The organism is Mycobacterium parascrofulaceum ATCC BAA-614 (assembly GCF_000164135.1).
Taxonomy (GTDB): domain Bacteria; phylum Actinomycetota; class Actinomycetes; order Mycobacteriales; family Mycobacteriaceae; genus Mycobacterium; species Mycobacterium parascrofulaceum.
Genome location: NZ_GG770555.1, coordinates 419,425 through 437,484, shown reverse-complemented (window position 1 = coordinate 437,484; position 18,060 = coordinate 419,425). Strand labels below are relative to the sequence as shown.

General features: G+C 69.8%; 16 protein-coding genes. 11 read left to right on the top strand and 5 right to left on the bottom strand.

Annotation, left to right across the window (positions count from 1 at the left end; genetic code table 11):
* Positions 1–1,414: DUF4407 domain-containing protein (locus tag HMPREF0591_RS17540; protein ID WP_007169967.1), on the top strand; the 1,414-nt coding region annotated here is incomplete at its 5' end.
* Between the two features lie 32 nt (positions 1,415–1,446).
* Here HMPREF0591_RS17540 and HMPREF0591_RS17535 read toward each other — a convergent pair.
* Together HMPREF0591_RS17535 and HMPREF0591_RS17530 are read right to left on the bottom strand one after the other, a co-directional pair.
* Entirely contained in the window at positions 1,447–2,265 is an 819-nt protein-coding gene (locus HMPREF0591_RS17535) for a DAPG hydrolase family protein (RefSeq protein WP_007169966.1), read from the bottom strand.
* On the bottom strand, positions 2,265–3,605 hold the full coding sequence (locus tag HMPREF0591_RS17530; RefSeq protein ID WP_007169965.1) for an FAD-binding oxidoreductase: 1,341 nt from the start codon (positions 3,603–3,605) through the stop codon (positions 2,265–2,267). Before HMPREF0591_RS17530 ends, HMPREF0591_RS17535 begins: the two co-directional genes overlap by 1 nt.
* Before the next feature lie 66 nt (positions 3,606–3,671).
* On the opposite strand from HMPREF0591_RS17530, the gene HMPREF0591_RS17525 reads away from it, so the two are divergent.
* Both HMPREF0591_RS17525 and HMPREF0591_RS17520 read left to right on the top strand, forming a co-directional pair.
* Positions 3,672–4,418, top strand: a complete 747-nt coding sequence (locus HMPREF0591_RS17525; RefSeq protein ID WP_007169964.1) for an IclR family transcriptional regulator — start codon at positions 3,672–3,674, stop codon at positions 4,416–4,418.
* Between the two features lie 109 nt (positions 4,419–4,527).
* On the top strand, positions 4,528–5,886 hold the full coding sequence (locus HMPREF0591_RS17520) for a DUF2254 domain-containing protein (RefSeq protein WP_007169963.1): 1,359 nt from the start codon (positions 4,528–4,530) through the stop codon (positions 5,884–5,886).
* Positions 5,887–5,977: 91 nt separating this feature from the next.
* Here the strand turns inward: HMPREF0591_RS17520 and HMPREF0591_RS17515 are convergent, their stop codons facing one another.
* The 3 genes from HMPREF0591_RS17515 to HMPREF0591_RS17505 form a co-directional block, all read right to left on the bottom strand.
* Positions 5,978–6,265, bottom strand: a complete 288-nt coding sequence (locus HMPREF0591_RS17515; protein ID WP_007169962.1) for an ANTAR domain-containing protein — start codon at positions 6,263–6,265, stop codon at positions 5,978–5,980.
* A 243-nt stretch (positions 6,266–6,508) separates the two neighbouring features.
* Positions 6,509–7,873, bottom strand: coding sequence for a wax ester/triacylglycerol synthase domain-containing protein (locus HMPREF0591_RS17510; RefSeq protein WP_040623034.1), 1,365 nt, complete (start codon positions 7,871–7,873; stop codon positions 6,509–6,511).
* Between the two features lie 121 nt (positions 7,874–7,994).
* Entirely contained in the window at positions 7,995–9,254 is a 1,260-nt protein-coding gene (locus HMPREF0591_RS17505; protein WP_007169960.1) for a CaiB/BaiF CoA transferase family protein, read from the bottom strand.
* A gap of 139 nt (positions 9,255–9,393) precedes the next feature.
* On the opposite strand from HMPREF0591_RS17505, the gene HMPREF0591_RS17500 reads away from it, so the two are divergent.
* Genes HMPREF0591_RS17500 through HMPREF0591_RS17465 form a run of 8 tightly spaced genes read left to right on the top strand, consistent with a single transcriptional unit; the run spans position 9,394 to position 18,024 of the window.
* A complete protein-coding gene (locus HMPREF0591_RS17500) occupies positions 9,394–10,257 on the top strand; it encodes a mycofactocin-coupled SDR family oxidoreductase (RefSeq protein WP_007169959.1) in 864 nt (287 codons plus the stop codon).
* A 5-nt stretch (positions 10,258–10,262) separates the two neighbouring features.
* Complete coding sequence (locus tag HMPREF0591_RS17495; protein ID WP_040623301.1) at positions 10,263–11,255, top strand: thiamine pyrophosphate-dependent dehydrogenase E1 component subunit alpha; 993 nt, start codon at positions 10,263–10,265, stop codon at positions 11,253–11,255.
* Between the two features lie 2 nt (positions 11,256–11,257).
* Positions 11,258–12,262, top strand: a complete 1,005-nt coding sequence (locus tag HMPREF0591_RS17490; RefSeq protein WP_040623031.1) for an alpha-ketoacid dehydrogenase subunit beta — start codon at positions 11,258–11,260, stop codon at positions 12,260–12,262.
* Positions 12,255–12,491: a lipoyl domain-containing protein gene (locus HMPREF0591_RS17485; RefSeq protein WP_007169956.1), complete on the top strand. Its 237-nt coding sequence runs from the start codon at positions 12,255–12,257 to the stop codon at positions 12,489–12,491. The genes HMPREF0591_RS17490 and HMPREF0591_RS17485 overlap by 8 nt, the downstream gene beginning before the upstream one ends.
* Positions 12,492–12,508: 17 nt before the next feature.
* A complete protein-coding gene (locus HMPREF0591_RS17480) occupies positions 12,509–13,381 on the top strand; it encodes an enoyl-CoA hydratase-related protein (RefSeq protein ID WP_007169955.1) in 873 nt (290 codons plus the stop codon).
* 8 nt (positions 13,382–13,389) lie between these two features.
* Positions 13,390–14,922, top strand: coding sequence for an acyl-CoA synthetase (locus HMPREF0591_RS17475; protein WP_007169954.1), 1,533 nt, complete (start codon positions 13,390–13,392; stop codon positions 14,920–14,922).
* A 4-nt stretch (positions 14,923–14,926) separates the two neighbouring features.
* Entirely contained in the window at positions 14,927–16,330 is a 1,404-nt protein-coding gene (locus HMPREF0591_RS17470; RefSeq protein WP_007169953.1) for an aromatic ring-hydroxylating oxygenase subunit alpha, read from the top strand.
* Positions 16,327–18,024 (top strand): FAD-binding protein, encoded by a 1,698-nt coding sequence (locus HMPREF0591_RS17465; RefSeq protein WP_007169952.1) that lies wholly within the window; start codon positions 16,327–16,329, stop codon positions 18,022–18,024. Before HMPREF0591_RS17470 ends, HMPREF0591_RS17465 begins: the two co-directional genes overlap by 4 nt.
* Positions 18,025–18,060 lie beyond the last annotated feature (36 nt).

Below are 18,060 nucleotides of genomic sequence, written 5' to 3'. Positions count from 1 at the left end.
CGTCGGCGAGCTGGCCGCCACCGTCCTCCTCTCCGGTTCGATCGACCACCGTCTGGACGAACGCGCCCTGCGCGACGCCGCCTCGGCGCCGGCGGTCGCGCAGGCGTCGGCGTCCCTGCAGCAGACCCGGGACGCGCGCGCGGCGCTCGACGGCGCCGTCGACCGGGCCCACCAGCAGCAGGACCAGGCGCTGGTCGTCGCGCGCTGCGAATACCACCCGAGCCCGGCCTGCCCGCAGACCCGTATCACCGGAGTGCCGGGAACGGGTCCCGAAACCCGCACGGCCAACGAGCTTCTCGCGGACGCCCAGCGGGAACTGGACGATGCGCTGGCCGAACGCGACCGCCAGGCGCCCGAGCTGGACGCCGCGATCTCCCGCCAGGAGCGGGAACTCGCCGGGGCACGGCACCGCGCGGTCGCGGACGCCGATCACGGCCTCGGCGCGCGCTGGGTCGCGATGAACGAGCTGACCTTCGCCGACGCCGGTGCCCTGACGCTGCGGCTGCTGACGATCGCGTTCTGCGTGCTGCTCTACCTGCTGCCCCTGATCCTGGGGCGCTGGCGCGGTGAGACCACCCACGATCGCCGCGCGGCGGCGCGCGCGGAGCGCCAACGCGCGGAGCTCGAGGCCGACACCGCGATCGCGATCAAGCGCGCCGAGGTCCGCCGAGAGGCCGAGATCATGTGGGCCGAGCACCAGCTCACCCAGGCCCGCCTTGCCATCGAGGCCCAGACGGAAATCGACCGCGAGCAGCAACGCCGGCGAATCGTGGAGGCTTTCGATCTGCCCGTCCAGGCGCCGTCGCAGCGCACCTTCGAGCCGGTCGAGGAAGACATCTACCTGCCGATCGCCGCGGAAGCCGAGGCCGCCAGCCGGGCGGCCGTCGAGCTGCCCGCCCCGGCGCCGGCCCACGAGGTGGACAACCTGCCGGCGCCCGTCGCGCGGGAGGTCGAGCCGCGCGCAGAGGGTGGCGCTTCGCTGATTCCGTCGCTTCCGGACGCCACCAAGGCCGCGGCGCGGTGGATCCGCCCGCTGGTGCCGCCGTTCGTGGGCCGGGTGATCGGCACCACCACCGCACCGCTGCGCACCGCGCGCCACGTCTTCGAAGAGGTCGAGGAGATCACGTTCTCGCTGCGGCGCACCCACAAGGTGACGTTCGACGCCGAAAGCTCCGGCGGTGACGCGCAGACCGCGCCCTCCGCGCCGGGCGATGAATCCCCCTCCCCCGAAGCGGAATTCGTCAGCTCGTCGCGCGTAGGCCGCGCGGCGGCGAGCCACCGGCGGGTGGGCGGGCGGGAACACCGCGGGCCCGCGCTGGCCGGCTCCGGGCGCGACGACCCGGAATTGGCGCGACACGAGCGACCGGCCGAGCTGGATTCACCCGCGGGCCCGCGTCAGCTCCCGCCGGCCTGACCACCTGAATCGGTCACCGGTCGCGCAAGCGATTATTCGTCGCCGAAGGCCGCATGGAGTTCCGGCAGGAAGGCGGCCAGGTGATTCATCTCCTGGGCGCAATGCACCATCAGGTTGCGGGCGTTGGTCTCCGCGTTGCCGAGCATCCGCGCGGCGACCGGGCGCACCGCCCGCGACGCGACGCCGGGCACGTTGCGCACCGCGATGTGCCGCCCGCCCATCCAGAACCGCGACCGCATCTCGGACCCGTCCGGTGTCGACCGGACGTGGTGGATGAACCATCCGACGTCCACCGGCGCCTCGCTCGAGCCCAGCCGGGCACAGATCGCCACCGCGCGGTCGCTGTCGGGCGGGCAGCCCATCGTCGCCGGATCGACGAATTGGATGGCGCCATTGAGCATCGCCGAACCGATGTACTCGCTGATCAGCGACCAGCGGCCGACGTAACGCCGGGCGCCCCGGCGGCCCGCGTCGTCAGCATCCGAGCCGTCCTTCCAGGCGGCGTGCAGGTGGGCCCGCGGATGCCACAGCTTGTACCGGCGGGTGTCGCACCCGTGCCAGCCGAACCACCACGACCACATCGCGGGGGTGACGCCGGGCATGTCGGTGCGGACCGACACCTGATAACCGCCGTCGTCGAGGACGCCGTAGCCGTTCTCGGTCTGCTGGTACCCGTCCTCGGCGACGCGCGCGCCGTCGTCGAAAGCCGGCAGCGCCATGGCGCCCTGCGGCCCGTGTTCCAGCGCCTCGACGACGTGGCGTGGCAGCGGGGCCATTTCGGGCGTGAAGAACTTGCCGAACGGGGTCTTCGCGTCGTCGCCGCGATAGCCCAGGTAGAGGTCGCCACCCATCAGAGTCGCCCCATCCAGCTGTTGAACAGGTTGTCGGGGTCGTACTCGGCGCGCACGCGGTCGAGCTTGGCCATGGCGGCGTCACTGGCGAACCGCGCGGGACGCTGGCCGAGGTTCTCGTCGGCGAGCTGGATGCCGATCGCGAATTCGGACATCGCGGCCATGTTGGACCGCGCCCAGTCGGCATACTTGGCCTCGTCGGCCGGGTCCTTCCACGAGCCGTAGAGGGCGAGGTAGATGTCGCCCTCGATGCTGTAGGCCATGTCCTGGCGGGGCGGGATCGGTCCCCAGTTCAGCCAGAGGAAGTGCGCCGGGTGCGGGGGCAGCGTGTCCAGGATCGTCCGGATGCCCGGCAGCAGGTCTGCGGCGGGGGCCGACGTCCACATGTTGTCCACCGCGTAGTGATGGTCGGCCAGGTAGTGACTCATCGCGACGTCATACCAGGTGGCCAAGTCGGTTGGCATGTAAGGAATCTTGACGAGCGCGCGGTCGGCGACCGGGCAGGTGCCGAACAGCGCGAGCGCCCTTTCGGCCTCCTCGTCGGAGTCGGCGAACGCGGGCGACGCGAACGAGATGCACGGGACGTCGATGCCCATGTTCGGTTCGCCGCGGGAGGCCACGGCCTGCAGCTCGACCCGGGGGTCCACCTCGGCGCTGACCGCGCGGGCCCACGTGAAGACCTCCTCGGCGAGTTCGAACGGGTAGACGTACACGCTGGTGCCGCACACGGCGGGCCGCGGATACAGCTTGAGGTAGAACGACGTCACCACCCCGAAGAAGCCCGGCCCGGCGCCGCGTGCGGCCCAGTACAGATCGGCGTTGTTGCTGGCATCGCAGTGGATCTGCTCGCCCTCGGCGGTGACGACGTCCAGGCCGAGGACGCTCTCGCAGGCCGGGCCGTAGATGCGGCTGTTCCAGCCGTACCCGCCCTGCAGCAGGTAGCCGCCGAGGCAGACGCCCTTGCAGTGGCCGCCGGGGAAGAACAGGCCGTGCGCCTCGAGGTCGGCCATGAGCAGGCTGCCGCCCTTGCCCGGCCCCACTCGGGCGAGGCCCTTCTCCGCATCGATTTCGACGTGGTCGAGGCGGCTGACGTCCAGCAGCACGGAGCCGTCGCGCAGATGGCTGGCCGCGAAGCTGTGGCCGCCCGAGACGATGCTGACCTTGAGCCCGTGGGCGCGGGCGTAGTGGATGCCGGCGACGATGTCGTCGGCGTCGACGGCCTGCACGATCACCTCGGGGTAGCGCTCCGGCACCCGTTGGTGCCACACGGTGCCGCGGCGGGCCGCCTCGTAGCCGTCATCGCCTCGGAAATGGTGCCGCCCGGCCGGTAGCCCGCCCATCTGGAATCCCTTCGATTCGCAATTCGGATCTTTGAGATCCGCGATGCGGAACACTATAGTGGATGGATGCCGTCTCCGGGGGAAAATTTTCCAACTGGTCGCGACGAGGGCATCCAGGTGTTACGTCGCGCCGCGGCCGCCCTCGACGAGATCGCCGCCGAGCCCGGGCGGTTGCGCCTGGTCGACCTCGGTGATCGCCTCGGGCTGGCCAAGTCGACGGCTCGCCGCCTGCTGGTGGGACTCGTCGAGGTCGGGCTGGCCAGTGTCGACGCGCAGGGCCGGTTCTCCCTGGGCGACCGCCTGCTGGGCTTCGGCAATTCCGACGCGGCGCGCGTCTCGGCGATCTTCCGGCCCACGATCGAGCGGGTGGCGCGTGCGACGGACGGCGAGACGGTCGACCTCTCCGTCCTGCGGGGCGGGCGGATGTGGTTCGTCGACCAGATCGAGTCGTCGCATCGACTGCGCGCCGTCTCCGCCATCGGGGTGCGGTTCCCGTTGGAGTCGACCGCCAACGGAAAAGCGGCCCTCGCTGCGCTCGACGACGGCGACGCCGAGGCGGCGATCTCCCGGCTGGGCCGCGAGGCGGCCGACCGGCTCCGCGCCGAGGTCGCCGAGATCCGGCGCACCGGCGTCGCTTTCGACCGCGACCAACACACGCCCGGGATCTCGGCGGCCGCGATCGCCCGGCGCGCCGCGGGCGACACCGTGGTCGCCATCTCGGTGCCCGCGCCGACGGACCGCTTCCTCGAGAAGGAGGACCGCATCGTCGCGGCATTGCGCGCCGCCGCGGATTCGCCGGTGTGGACGCGTTGAGTCGGGCCAAACCGGGAATACCTGAATGCCGGGCCCGGAAGGCGGGCCCGTAAACAGGCGGCCGGCCGCTCTCCCTTGCCCGGGTGCCACGAGGTGCAGCAGAGGTCGGATGCCGTCAACCACATGGCGCAGTCAGGTCAGCGACGCATTGCTCACCCGGCTGTGGCCCGTGCCGTTGCTCGGCGTCGTCGTCGCAATCGCCGCGGGGTTGACCGTGCCGGCGCTCGACCGGGCCGTCGGCGACGCACTGCCGCACGTACGGCTCCTCTCGGGCAGCACCATCGACGACGCACGCGAACTGCTGGGGACCATCACGACCGCGATGATGACGGTCACGTCGCTCACCTTCTCGCTGACGGTCGTCACGCTGCAGCTGGCCAGCGGGCAGTACTCGCCGCGGCTGCTGCGCACCTTCGCCCGCGACCGGTTCGTGCAGACCACGATGGCGCTGTTCCTGGCCACCTTCGCCTATGCGCTCACCGTCCTGAAGAACATCCAGAACGGGCCACACCAGTCGGCCTACGCCGTGCCGCACATTGCGGTCAGCGTTGCCGCCATGCTGGCGCTGTTCAGCGTGGTGGGGTTGGTCTTCTTCCTGGCACATCTGGTTGCCGAGATCCGCGTGGAGACCATGATGCACACCGTGTGCGCCGACGCGCTGTCGGCCGGGAGCGAGACGTTCCGGGCGCTGGAATCCGAGGAGGATCGCGAGCCGATACCCCGGCCCCCGGCGCGAGCCACCCTGATCGCCGGGCGCTCGAGCGGGTTCCTGGTCAGCATCGACGAGGGGGCTCTGCTGTCCGCCGCGCTTGCGGCCGACGCGGTCGTCGTGGTCACCCGCGCCCCCGGCGACTGGCTCGTCGAGGGGGATCCGCTGGCTCTCGCGTGGGCACTCGACCCATCGGACACCCTCGAGGACGAACGGCTGCGCAAGCTCACGGAGTGCGTCGCGGCCGCCGTGCGCACGGGAAATGAGCGCACACCGGTCCAAGACGTCGGCTACGGGCTGCGGCAACTCACCGACCTGGCCGTCAAGGCGCTGTCGCCGGGCGTGAACGACCCCACCACCGCCGTCCATGCACTCGGGTACAGCTCGACGCTGCTGTGCCACCTGGCGCGCCGCAGCCTGCACCACACGGTTCTGTGTCGCGACGACGTGCCGCGGGCCATCATCCACCAGCCGACCTTCGGCGAACTGCTGAATCTGGCCGTCGCCCAGCCGCGACGATACGGCGCCGACGACCCCGCCGTGCTCGCCCGGTTGTTGACGCTGCTTCGCGAGGTCGCTTGGCAGGCAAGGGAGCCCGAACACAGGTGCGCGATCGAGGACCAGCTGTCGCGCCTCCGGGGCACCATCTCCGCACAGGACTTCCACGAAGCCGAGATCAACGAGCTCGGCGCCCTGGAACGCGACGTGGAGGCGGTCCTGGCGGGTGATTGGCGACCCGAGGTGGAAAGTGGCAGCTGATCGCGACCGACCGCGACGCGGCGAGCGCGACCGGAAGTTGGTGGCGGCCGGGTTACCCCTCGAAGCTCGGCCGCCCCAACGTCTTATCCGCTCAGCAGGGCACCGCGGCGGAGGAGAACAGCGGTCCCCACTCGTGCCGGGCCGCGGATTGCGCGTCGGTGAAGCTCGGTGTCTTCTCGCCGTCGCCGGCCAGATGCACCAACGCCCAAGCCATCGCGAACACCGGCACCTTGTGCCGCAACGCCGCGCTGTGCAGTTCGTCCAGGGCGGCTTCCGACGGACACCGGCGAAGGCCGATGAGAATGCCCCGCGCCGTGTCGAGAATGCGACCGGAGTGCGGCCCACACGAAGTCTGGGCGGGGACCCAGTTCGTCGTCATGCTGCGGATACCTCCTGCGGCGCCGTCACCAAATCCGCCACCTGCACGACGGACGAGGAATCCTGCGCTACGCATCGTCGCGGCCGCAAACCTCAAAGGCGCCCTGTGCCATGATTTGTCGATCGATGTGGTTGTGCCAGACCATCGCCGCGATTGATACTCGCCTGTGACCGTTTCGGAATCGGCTGCTAATCAACGGCTCCCGCCCCCGGGCGGTCCGCACCGCACCGCGGTGATGGCGAATCATCTTGCCAGCACTAGCAATTCGTCGAAGCCGGCGACGATAGCGTCGCGGAAGACGTCGTAGTCGGGTATCGCGGTGGTGTCGATGTTCATTCCGATCCCGCACGTGTCGACGTAGGTGAGCAGTGTGACGTTGACGGCGGAGCCGATGGTGGGGCCGAACGCGTACTGCGCGCGGACCGGCGCGCCGCCGAGAAACACCGGCACCGGGACGCCCGGCACGTCACTGGCCACGAAGTCCACGTGCCGCAGGACCGAGCCGATGTACCAGCGCGGCGCCAGGTTGAGCAGCCCGGCGATCAATTGCGTGTAGGGCAGCGATCTCTCGCTGCGTACCGCGGCGGTGCGCTGCCGTATCGCCGCGATCCGCTTCGCCGGGTCCGCCTCGCCGACGGGGACGTCGAAGCGCATCAGCGTGATCCGATTCCCGCCGATGCCATCGTCTTTGGTGCGCAGGCTGATCGGCATCGTGATGTGCAGGTCGCCCACCGCGACGCCGTGCTTCTCGTGGTAGAGGCGCAGGCCGCCGGCCACGCCGGCGACGAACGCGTCGTTCAGCGCCCCGCCGCACCGGTGCGCCGCTTCGCGCAGGGGCCGCGTCGGCACCTGGTGCACCCCGAGACGCCGGATCAGCCCGCGGTCGGTCGCCAACGGTGACCCGGTTCGGCTGATCGGCCGGACGGTCCGGTACACCGACGCCGCGGTGGTCGCCGCGGACCTGAAGGTGGCGACGGGCCGCCGGACGCTGTCGTACATCAGACGTGGCACCCGGCTGGCCGCGCCCGAAATTGCACTGTTGAGCAAGCCGGTGTCGTAGCGCACCGCGTCGCGGTAGCCCCCGATCAGCGACGACCCCGCGACCTCGGGCTCGGGCGGCATGGCTGCTGTGGGATAGAGGTCTTCGGAGAGATCGAACAGGTGCATCGCGATCTGGACTCCGCCGACCCCGTCGGTGAGCGCGTGGTGGAACTTGCAGATCACGGCCGCGCCGTCGTTTTCCAGACCGTCGATGAACGTCGTCTCCCACAGCGCGCGGGCACGATCGAAATCCTGCATCTCGGCCACTCGCGCCAGCTCGAGCACGTCGTCGAGGGTTCCGGCGCCGGAAATCGTCGTTCTCCGGAGGTGGTAGCCGAGGTCGAAATCCCGGTAATGCTCCCATCGCGGCGGGGCCGGCGGCGGTGACGGCACCACCCGCTGCCGGAACATGGGCAGTTTGCGGCTGATCAAGTCGAATCGCTTGCGCACTTCGTCCCAGTCGGGCGGCCGGTCCAGCAGGATCACGCTCACCACGGTCGATCGCAGCCGCGGGTCGGTTTCCATTGCCCAGGTGAACGCGTCGCTGGCGCGCATAAATGCAGTCATGTTCGATGCTCCTTGCACAGAACGTACGACGCCGGGCGCCGCAGGTCACCGGCTAATCGGCACGCGATGACTTTGGTCCCCCCAGATAGCGCCTTTCGTCGACTGCCCGGCCGCGCCGCGCCTACAGAATCGCCCGGGCGTCCTTGGCCCTGGCGATGCCGTCCCAGTCGACGCCGAGTTCGAGCAGGATCTCCTCGGTGTGCTGGCCGTGCTCGGGCGCACGCGCCGGCGCCGGCGGGGTCTCGTCGAACTGCACGGGCGCCGCGACGATCCGGTACTTCTCGCCATGGTCGTCGACGTTGGTGATCACGTACCCGTTGGGTTCGACCTGCGGATCGTTGAGCGTTTCCCGCGGGGTCGCCAGGGCGCCCCACACGCCGGGCTCGTCCTCGAGCGCCTTTTGCCAGTGGGCGAGGTCGTGGCGGGCGAACACGTCGGCCAGGATCTCGGTGGCGGCCGCGGCGTTGGCTATCAAATTGGTCGACGGCACGAATCGCTCGTCGGTCGCCAGCTCGGCCAGCCCCACGCGTTCGCAGAACCCCGCCCAGAACTTGTCCGGCTGCAGGAACACCAACTGGATCCACCTGCCGTCGCGGGTCTTGTACCTGTTGACGAGCGGGTTGATGGCCAATCCCGGCGGTGCGCCCGGGATCCCGTCGATGTCGAAGAAATCGGCCGCGGAGATGGACGGCGCTATCGCCCACATCGCCTGGGCCAGCAGCGAGGAGTCGACGATCGTCGGTTCGCCGGTGCGTTCGCGATGAAACAGCGCGGCGCACACTCCCCCGGCGAGCGTCGCGCCACCCTGCAGGTCACCGAAACCGGGCCCCTGCACGGCCGGGGTTTCGCTACCGAACGGGGTGAGCGTGTACGCGACGCCGCCCCGCGCAAGGTAGGTGGCCGCGTCGAAGCCGCCGCGGTCCCGATCCGGCCCCCGTACCCCCAGCCCGGTGCCCCGGGCGATGATGATCTTCGGATTGAACGAGCGGACGTCCGCCACGGTCAGCCGGGCCCGCTCGAGCGCGCCCGGGAGCCAATTGGTAAGGAACACATCGGCATTGGCCAGCAGGCGGCCGAACAGCTCGCGCCCGGCCTCGGATTTGATGTCGATGGCGATGCTGCGCTTGCCACGGTTGCCCAATTCGAGGATGAAGTCGGCGTCCGGACGGGCCGCCTGCCGGGTGAACCCGCCGACGACCAGGGCGCGGCCGGGGTCGCCGGCGGCGACGCCCTCCACCTTGATCACGTCGGCGCCCCAGTCCGACAGCGCCGCACCGGCCGACGGGACGTAGGTCCAGGACGCCAACTCGACCACCCGCACCCCCTGCAGGACACGCCCGCGCACGCCAGACATCGCCAACTCCCTCGGTCGAACCGCCATTCCTTGCTATTTTAGATATTCTAGCTAGTCTAGGGCGTAGTGGTGGCCCAGCTGCAGGTCAGGGCGGTTTCTCCGAAGCGCTGATCATGTTGGGACCCAACGTCGATCGCGATCTGGACGCACGGACGAAGGACGGGCGATGGGCAGGGTAGCGGGCAAGGTGGCCGTCATCAGTGGCGCCGCACGCGGGCAGGGCCGTTCGCACGCGCGGATGCTGGCCGCCGAGGGCGCGGACATCATCGCGGTCGATTTGTGCGCCGACATCGAGACCAACGAGTACCCCCTGGCCCGGCGGGAGGACCTCGACGAGACGGCCCGGCTGGTCGAGAAGGAGGGGCAGCGCGCGTTCACCGCGGTCGCCGACGTCCGCGACCGGATGGCCGTGTCCGCGGCGATCGATGAAGGTGTCGCCGAATTCGGGCATCTCGACGTCGTCGTCGCCAACGCGGGCATCTGCCCGCTCACCGCCGGCCTGCCGCCGCAGGCCTTCGCCGACGCCGTGGACGTGGACCTGGTCGGCGTGCTGAATCTGGTGCACGCGAGCCTCAAACACCTGCGGGCCGGCGCGTCGGTCATCGTGATCGGGTCCAACGCCGCGTTCATGTCGTCGATGAACACCACGGGCATCGACGGCGGACCCGGCGGCGCCGGGTATGCCTTCGCGAAACTGGCTGCGGCGCACTACGTCAACGACTTCGCGCTGGCGCTGGCCCCGTTCTCCATCCGGATGAACGCGGTGCACCCCACCAACGTCAACACCGACATGCTGCACAGCCCCCCGATGTATCGGGCCTTCCGGCCGGACCTCAAGGAGCCGACCCGCGCGGACGCCGAACCGGTCTTCCCGCTGGTGCAGGCGATGCCGATTCCCTACGTCGAACCCGAGGACATCAGCGAGGCGGTGCTGTTCCTGGCCTCCGACGCGGCGCGCTACATCACCGGGCAGCAGCTCCGTGTCGACGGTGGCGGCTTCCTCAAGGTCAAGCCGTGGTCGGGCGGGTGACGCCGATGAGCGGCGGGACGGCGGGCGCCGAGCGCCGGCTGTACGAACTGATGGCGCTGATGAAGGCGGCCGACGACCGGCTGTCCAAGGGCATCGGCACCGGCGAGTTCATGTGCGTGTACTGGCCCTCGCGCGGCCAGGAGGCCATCGCCGCCGCGATGGGCGTGGCGCTGCGGCCCGACGACCAACTGGTGACCACCTACCGCGGCCTGCACGACCTGATCGGCAAGGGCGTCCCGCTGGAGGAGATCTACGGCGAGATGATGGGCCGCACCGTCGGCGCCGGCCGGGGCAAGGGCGGCACCATGCACATCGCCAATCCCGATAAGGGCGTGATGCTTTCGACCGGGATCGTCGGCGCGGGCCCTCCGGTGGCGGTGGGCCTGGCGATGGCCGCCCAACGCAGGGGCTCCGACCGCGTCACGGTGGTCAGCTTCGGCGACGGCGCCACCAACACCGGGTCCTTCCACGAGGCGGCGAACATGGCCGCCCTGTGGGACCTGCCGATGGTCTTTCTCTGCCAGAACAACCTCTACGCCGAGATGACGCCGACCTCCGACACGATGAAGCTCGAACACGTCGCCGACCGGGCGGCCGGCTACGGCATGCCCGGGGTGCGCGTCGACGGCAACGACCCGCTGGCGGTCAGATCGGCGCTCGACGACGCGCTGCGGCGCGCCCGCGCCGGCGGGAACGGTGGGGGCCCCACGTTCATCGAATGCGTGACGTTCCGGTTCCGCGGCCACTACTTCGGTGACCGGATGCCCTACATCCCCGAGGATCAGCTGGCGGCCGCGATGGCGGCCGACCCGGTCCCGCGGTTCCGCGGCCACCTCCTCGACGCCGGCATCTGCGATGCGGACGAACTCGACCGCATCGACCGCGAGGCGCTGGCGGCGGTGGAAACGGCGCTGCACACGGTGCTGGGTGCGGACTCCCCGGCGATCGACGAGCTGGACCGCGACGTGTACGCGACCCCGATCACGTTCCCGGTGTGAACATGCGGGAGGCTGAGATGACGATGCGCGAGGCGCTCAACCTCGCGCTGGACCAGGCGCTCGCCGCCGACGACCGGGTGTTCCTGCTCGGCGAGGACATCGCCGATCCCGGCGCGTCCGGACCGACCGCGGGCCTGTCGACGAAGTACGGCCGCGACCGCGTCCTGGACACGCCGATCTCGGAGGCCGCCATCGTCGGCGCGGCCGTCGGCGCCGCCATCGACGGCCTGCTGCCGGTGGCCGAGATCATGATCATGGACTTCATCGGCATCGCCGCCGACCAGCTGATCAACAACGCGGCCAAGCTGCGGTTCATGACCGCCGGGCGCACCACGGCGCCGATCACCGTGCGCACCCAGGTCTACGCCGGGCTGGCCACCGGCGCCACGCATTCGCAGAGCCTCGAGGCGTGGTTCATGCACATCCCGGGCATGAAGGTGATCGTGCCGTCCACACCGCGCGACGGCAAAGGCCTCCTGACGTCGGCGATCTTCGACCCCGATCCCTGCCTGTTCGTGGAAACCATTCGGCTGCAGGCAAAGAAGGGGCCCGTCCCCGTCGATCCCGGATTTTCGATCCCGTTGGGCCGGGCCGACATCAAGCGGCCCGGCGGCGACGTGAGCCTGATCGGCTACGGGCGCTGCGTGCACGACGCGCTCGCCGCCGCGGCCACGCTGGCGGAACAGGGGGTGAGCGCCGAGGTCGTCGACCTGCGCACCCTGGTGCCGCTCGACATCGAGACCATCGTCGACTCGGTCCGCCGCACCCGCCGGGCCGTCGTCGTCCACGACGCGGTCCGGTTCGCCGGTCCGGGAGCCGAGATCGCCGCGACCCTGCATGCCGAGTTGTTCTCCGAGCTGGTCGCGCCGGTCGAGCGGGTGGCCGCCCGATTCGTCCCCAACCCGGCGGCGGCGGCGCTCGAGGCACAGGTGTACCCCTCCCCCGCCCGGATCGTCGCGGCCGCGCGGCGGACCATGGAGAAGACCGGGGCGAGAGCGCATGGCTGACTTCGTCATTCGCATTCCGCGCGTCTCGGTCGCCGTGTCGGAGGCCGAGCTGACCGGCCTGCTCGTCGACGCCGGACAGCGCGTGGAAGCGGGCACGCCGATCTACGTGATCGCGACCGAGAAGGTGGAGCAGGAAATCGAAGCGGGGGCGTCGGGCACCGTGCAGTGGACGGGGCAGGTCGGGACCACCTACGACATCGGCGCCGAAATCGGCGTCATCACTCCGTGAACGAAAGGTGAGTACGGATGGATCTCAACGAGACTCGCGAGAGGATCATCTACCAGAAAGAGGGGCCCATCGCCCGTATCACGCTGAACTGGCCGGAGAAGGCCAACGCCCAGGACCAGAAGCTGGCCGAGGAGGTCGACGCCGCGCTGGCCGACGCGGACCGTGACTACGACATCAAGGTGCTCGTCCTCAAGGCCAACGGCAAGGGCTTCTGCTCGGGCCACGCCATCGGGAACAACGCCGTCGACTACCCGTCGTTCGTGGAGAACGCCATGGTGACCGGCCACCCGTGGAAGGCGCAGTCGGACCTGTTCGTCAAGCCGACCCTGAATCTGTGGGAGTTCTCCAAGCCCACGATCGCGCAGGTGCACGGCTACTGTGTCGGCGGCGGCACCCATATGGGCCTGACCACCGACATCGTCATCGCCGCCGAGGACGCCTACTTCTCCTACCCGCCGCTGCAGGGATTCGGCATGCCCTCGGGTGAATGTTCCATCGAGCCTTGGGTCTTCATGAACTGGCGCCGCGCCGCCTACTACCTGTTCACCGCCGAGGTGATCGACGCCAGGAAGGCGCTGGAGGTCGGCCTGGTCAACGAGGTCGTCCCGCGCGACCAGCTTGACGACCGCGTCGAGGCCATTGCCCGGCACATCGCCCAGGCGCCGTTGACGACGCTGATGCTCACCAAGGCCAACCTCAAGCGGGCCTGGGAGTTGATGGGCATGCGGGTGCATTGGCAGAGTTCCAACGATCTCGTCGCGCTGGCCTCGATCAGTAAGGATGTGCAGCAGCTGATTCAGACGGTGTTCAAGGACAAGGTGCTGCCGTCCGAGCACGCCCGGCGGCAGGCCGCGGCGGCCGCCCAAACTGACGGCGCCGCAGCCACTTAGGCCCGCCGGTGAACATCGCCGATCACGCGATCGCGGCCGCTTCGGCGCCGGCCCTGATCGCCGACGGCCGGCCGATCTCGTTCGGCGAGATCCATGAGCGGAGCCAACGCGTCGCCGCCGCACTGCACGGCGCCGGGCTGCGCCGGGGCGACGGCGTGGCCCTGGTGCTGCCCAACCGACCCGAATTCCTCGAAATCACCTGGGCCTGCCAGCTTTCCGGCCTCTACTACACCGCGGTGAACACCCACTTCACCCCGGACGAGGTCGCCTACGTGATCGACGACTCCGATGCGCGGGCCGTGTTCGTCGACGCCACCATGCCGGATCTCGCCGCGCACGTGCTCGCGGCGAACGCGGCCGTCGACGTCCGACTCGCCGTCGGAGGCGACCTGCCGGGCTGGCGCGGGTACGCCGAGGCGGTCGCCACCGCCGGCGCGGCGCCCCCGGTGTCCGACGGGTCGGAGATGCTGTATTCGTCGGGCACCACGGGACGGCCCAAGGCCGTCCGCCGGCCGCTCCCGACCGACGGCAACGGCTCCTGGGCGCAGGCGGTGCTGGAGCTCGCGCTGACCCGCAAGTACGGGATGGACCGCGACAGCGTGTACCTGTCCCCCGCGCCGCTCTACCACGCCGCCGGGGTGAACTACACGATGGCGGTCCACCGCGTCGGGGCCGCGGCGATCCTCGTGCGCAAGTTCGACGCCGAGGCCGTCCTGCGGCTGATCGAGACCCACCGCGTGACGCACGCTCAGTTCGTGCCCACCATGTTCGTGCGAATGCTCAAGCTGCCCAAGGCGGTTCGGGAACGCTACGACGTCTCCAGCCTGCGGTGCGTGATCCACGCGGCCGCCCCGTGCCCGGTCGACGTCAAGCACGACATGATGAAATGGTTCGGCCCGATCATCCACGAATACTACGGCGGCACCGAGGGATTCGCGGGCACCACGATCGGGCCCGAGGAATGGCTCGCTCATCCCGGTTCGGTCGGTAGGCCCATGTCACCGGTGCACGTCCTCGGGGACGACGGCGTCGAGCTTGCGGCCGGTCAGGCGGGCGAGCTGTTCTTCGAGGGCGGCCCCGATTTCGAATACTTCAAGGCCCCGGCCAAGACCGCGTCGGTGGTCAACGAGCGCGGCTGGCGCACCCTGGGCGACGTGGGCTACGTCGACGAGGACGGCTACCTCTACCTCACCGACCGCTCGACGTTCATGATCGTTTCCGGCGGGGTGAACATCTACCCCCAGGAAGTGGAGAACCTGCTGATCATGCACCCCAAGCTGCTCGACGCGGCCGTCTTCGGCGTGCCCAACGACGAGTTCGGCGAGGAGGTCAAGGCGGTGGTGCAGCCCGGCGACGGGGTCGCGCCCGGACCCGGTCTCGAGGCCGAGCTCATCGAATACTGCCGGGCGCACCTGGCCGGTTACAAGTGCCCGCGCACGGTCGAATTCGTCCCAGAACTGCCGCGGGACCCCAACGGAAAGCTGTACAAGAGGCGCATTCGCGAGCGTTACTGGCAGGGGCGGGCATCGCGAATCGTATGAGGGGATGAAAATGGTCACCACCCGGAGCACCCACGACAGCCAACGGGACTGGACCCCGCTTCCGGTGCCGTGGGCGGTCCAGGCCGTCGATCGCATTCCCAAGCAGCGCTACTACGACCCGGAGTTCTACGCGCTCGAAACCGAGCTGCTCTGGCCGCGGGTGTGGCAGATGGCCTGCCGCCTGGAAGAGATCCCGAAGCCCGGCGACTACGTCGAGTACGAGATCCTCGACGAGTCGGTCATCGTCGTCCGCCTCGACGCGGACAACGTCCGCGCTTACCACAACGCGTGTCGCCACCGCGGGGTGAAGCTGGTGGAGGGCAACGGAAACCGGCGCACGTTCGTCTGCCCCTTCCACGGCTGGTGCTGGGGCATCGACGGGCGCAACACGTTCGTGCTGAGGCCCGAGGAGTTCGACGTTCACAACCTCGACCCGCATGATCTTCGCCTGGTCTCGGTCCGGTGCGAGGTCTGGGGCGGCTGCGCGTGGATCAACCTCGACGACGACGCACCGCCGTTCCGCGACTGCTTCGAGCCGTTCGCATCGATCTACGACGCGTGGAAAGTCGAGTCGCTGCGCGTCGAGTGGTGGCAGTCGTGCCGGTTGCCGGTGAACTGGAAACTGGCGACCGCCGCGTTCATGGAGGGCTATCACGTCCCGCAGACCCACCCGCAACTGCTGCCGTCGAGCATGCCGACCCTGCCCGACGCCGCCCGGCCACCCGGACTGGCCCAGACCAACCTGTATTTCATGCGCGCCCTGGGCGAAGGCATGGCCGGCATGACACACGAGAACGATGTCCGCATCGCCGAGGGCCTGCAGGACATGGAACTGCCGGCCGACCCGGCCGAGGCGATGGCCGTGTGGCGCAGCACCCTGAACGACGCCATCGTGCGCTGGCACCGGGCCCGGGGCTGCGACATCCCCGACCTCAACGAGTTGCAGCGGCGCGGCATCGACGAAGCGATCAATTTCGCCTTCCCCCACTACTTCCTGCTGCCGCAGTACAGCAGCGCCTCGTCATACCGGATCCGGCCGCTGGGTCCGGAGGAGACGCTTTTCGAGATCTGGTCGCTGACCCGCATCCCGCCGGAGCAGAGCACGGCCAAGCCGACGCTGCCGGTGCCCATGGCACCCGACGACCCACGCTGGCCGCCGATACCGGCCCAGGATTTCTCCAACCTGCCGAGGCAGCAGAAAGGCCTGCACTCCAAGGGCTTCGAGTACATGCGGTTGTCCAGCCGCATCGAGGGCTTGATCTCCAATTTCGAACGCGTCATAGACGGCTTCCTGGCCGGCCTGCCCTACGAGGTGCTGGTGCCCGCGATCCAGAAGACCAACACCACCATCGACGTTCCCGTCGCCGACCTGGGCTTCGGGCAGCGCTTCGGCGGGGAGTCCCGATGACCACCCGGTGGGACCGCTCCGTCGACCTGCTCATCGCGGGCAGCGGTGGGGGTGGCATGGTGGCCGCGCTCGCGGCGCTCGACTCGGGCATCGAGCCCCTGGTGATCGAGAAGCAGGCCCTGGTGGGCGGTTCCACCGGTCTGTCCGGGGGCATGGTGTGGCTGCCGAACAACCCGCTGATGCGCGCCGATGGCATCCCGGACTCGCACGAGGACGGCCTGGCGTACTTCGACGACGTCGTCGGCGACATCGGCCCGGCGTCATCGACGGCGCGCCGCGAAATGTTCCTCACCGCGGGCTACGAGATGATCACCTTCCTGATCCGCAAGGGCGTCCGGTTCGTGCGCTGCCCCGGCTGGAGCGATTACTACCCGAATCACAAGGGCGGCAACGAAGCCGGCCGCGCGATCGAGTGCACCCCCTACGACGCGGCGGCGCTGGGCGGCTGGCACGACAGGGTGCAGCCGTCAATGGCCAAGAGCTACGGCGGGTTCGTGCTCAAGACGAACGAGCTGCGCTCGGTGCAGTATTTCAATCGGTCGCCCCGCGCCTTCGCCGTGGCGGTGCGGGTGTTCGCGCGCACCAGGGCGGCCCGGATACGCCGCCGGGAGATGCTCACCAACGGTGCGTCGCTCATCGGCCAGATGCTCAAGTCGCTGATCGACCTGCGCGGCGAACCCCCCATCTGGACCGGCGCCGCGATGGCGGACCTGATCGTCGAGGACGGGCGGGTCGTCGGCGCGCGCGTCTCGCGCGACGGCGCCACGGTGAACGTCCGGGCGCGCAGGGGCGTCCTGCTCGCGGCGGGCGGCTTCAGCCGCAACGCGGACATGCGCCGCCACTACAGCGGTGAGCAGCCCAACGAGGGGCTCTGGTCGATCGCGAACGCCGGCGACACCGGCGAAGTGTTGCAGACCGCGATCCGGCTGGGCGCCAAGACGGACCTGATGGACGAGGCATGGTGGCTGCCATCGGTTTTCATCGCCGACGGGGGCGACGCCGCGAGGGCGCTGGGCAGCGGACGGCAGCGGCCGGGCGCCATCTACGTCGACGGGACCGGCCGGCGGTTCTGCAACGAGTCGAACTCCTACGTCGAGGTCGGCAAGGCGATGTACGCGAACAAGGCGGTGCCGTGCTGGATGGTGTTCGACGAGGGCTACATCGGCCGGTACGTCTCGGGTGCCAACCCCTTCAAGAGGCGCCGCCTGCCCGAGGACCTCATCGCGCGGGGCGCGGTCCTGCGCGGAGAGACCGTCGGTGAGCTCGCGCGCCGGATGGACGTCCCGGCCGCGGCGCTGGAACGGACCGTCAAGCGTTTCAACGATTTTGCGGCCAAGGGCCTCGACCCGGACTTCGGGCGCGGCCAGTCGGCGTACAACGACTGCCTCGGCGACCCGGGGCATCGGCCAAACGCCGCGCTCGGCCCGCTCGAGCGGCCGCCGTACTACGCCACCAGGGTCGTCCCCGCCGACGTCGGGACGTGCGGCGGCGTGGTCACCAACGAGCACGCACAGGTCCTCGACGAGGACGGCTGCGTGATCGAGGGGCTGTACGCGACGGGCAACATCACGGCGACGGTGATGGGCCGGAACTATCTGGGCGCCGGCGGAAGCATCGCCTACACAATGGTGTTCGGTTACGTCGCCGCGCGCCACGCGGCCGGGCGGCGGCTCGCCGGCGATCCGAGGCGTTAGCCCCGCGGGCAGACACAAAATCGTCCAGTTGGGCGC

Bases quoted from the DNA above. Each gene is read 5' to 3' on its own strand.
- HMPREF0591_RS17535 (WP_007169966.1), bottom strand. From the start codon at position 2,265: ATGGGTGGCGACCTCTACCTGGGCTATCGCGGCGACGACGCGAAGACC.
- HMPREF0591_RS17530 (WP_007169965.1), bottom strand. From the start codon at position 3,605: ATGGGCGGGCTACCGGCCGGGCGGCACCATTTCCGAGGCGATGACGGC.
- HMPREF0591_RS17510 (WP_040623034.1), bottom strand. From the start codon at position 7,873: ATGACTGCATTTATGCGCGCCAGCGACGCGTTCACCTGGGCAATGGAA.
- HMPREF0591_RS17465 (WP_007169952.1), top strand. From the start codon at position 16,327: ATGACCACCCGGTGGGACCGCTCCGTCGACCTGCTCATCGCGGGCAGC.
- HMPREF0591_RS17500 (WP_007169959.1), top strand. From the start codon at position 9,394: ATGGGCAGGGTAGCGGGCAAGGTGGCCGTCATCAGTGGCGCCGCACGC.
- HMPREF0591_RS17515 (WP_007169962.1), bottom strand. From the start codon at position 6,265: ATGACGACGAACTGGGTCCCCGCCCAGACTTCGTGTGGGCCGCACTCC.
- HMPREF0591_RS17520 (WP_007169963.1), top strand. From the start codon at position 4,528: ATGCCGTCAACCACATGGCGCAGTCAGGTCAGCGACGCATTGCTCACC.
- HMPREF0591_RS17480 (WP_007169955.1), top strand. From the start codon at position 12,509: ATGGATCTCAACGAGACTCGCGAGAGGATCATCTACCAGAAAGAGGGG.
- HMPREF0591_RS17470 (WP_007169953.1), top strand. From the start codon at position 14,927: ATGAAAATGGTCACCACCCGGAGCACCCACGACAGCCAACGGGACTGG.
- HMPREF0591_RS17525 (WP_007169964.1), top strand. From the start codon at position 3,672: ATGCCGTCTCCGGGGGAAAATTTTCCAACTGGTCGCGACGAGGGCATC.
- HMPREF0591_RS17490 (WP_040623031.1), top strand. From the start codon at position 11,258: ATGCGGGAGGCTGAGATGACGATGCGCGAGGCGCTCAACCTCGCGCTG.
- HMPREF0591_RS17505 (WP_007169960.1), bottom strand. From the start codon at position 9,254: ATGGCGGTTCGACCGAGGGAGTTGGCGATGTCTGGCGTGCGCGGGCGT.
- HMPREF0591_RS17485 (WP_007169956.1), top strand. From the start codon at position 12,255: ATGGCTGACTTCGTCATTCGCATTCCGCGCGTCTCGGTCGCCGTGTCG.
- HMPREF0591_RS17495 (WP_040623301.1), top strand. From the start codon at position 10,263: ATGAGCGGCGGGACGGCGGGCGCCGAGCGCCGGCTGTACGAACTGATG.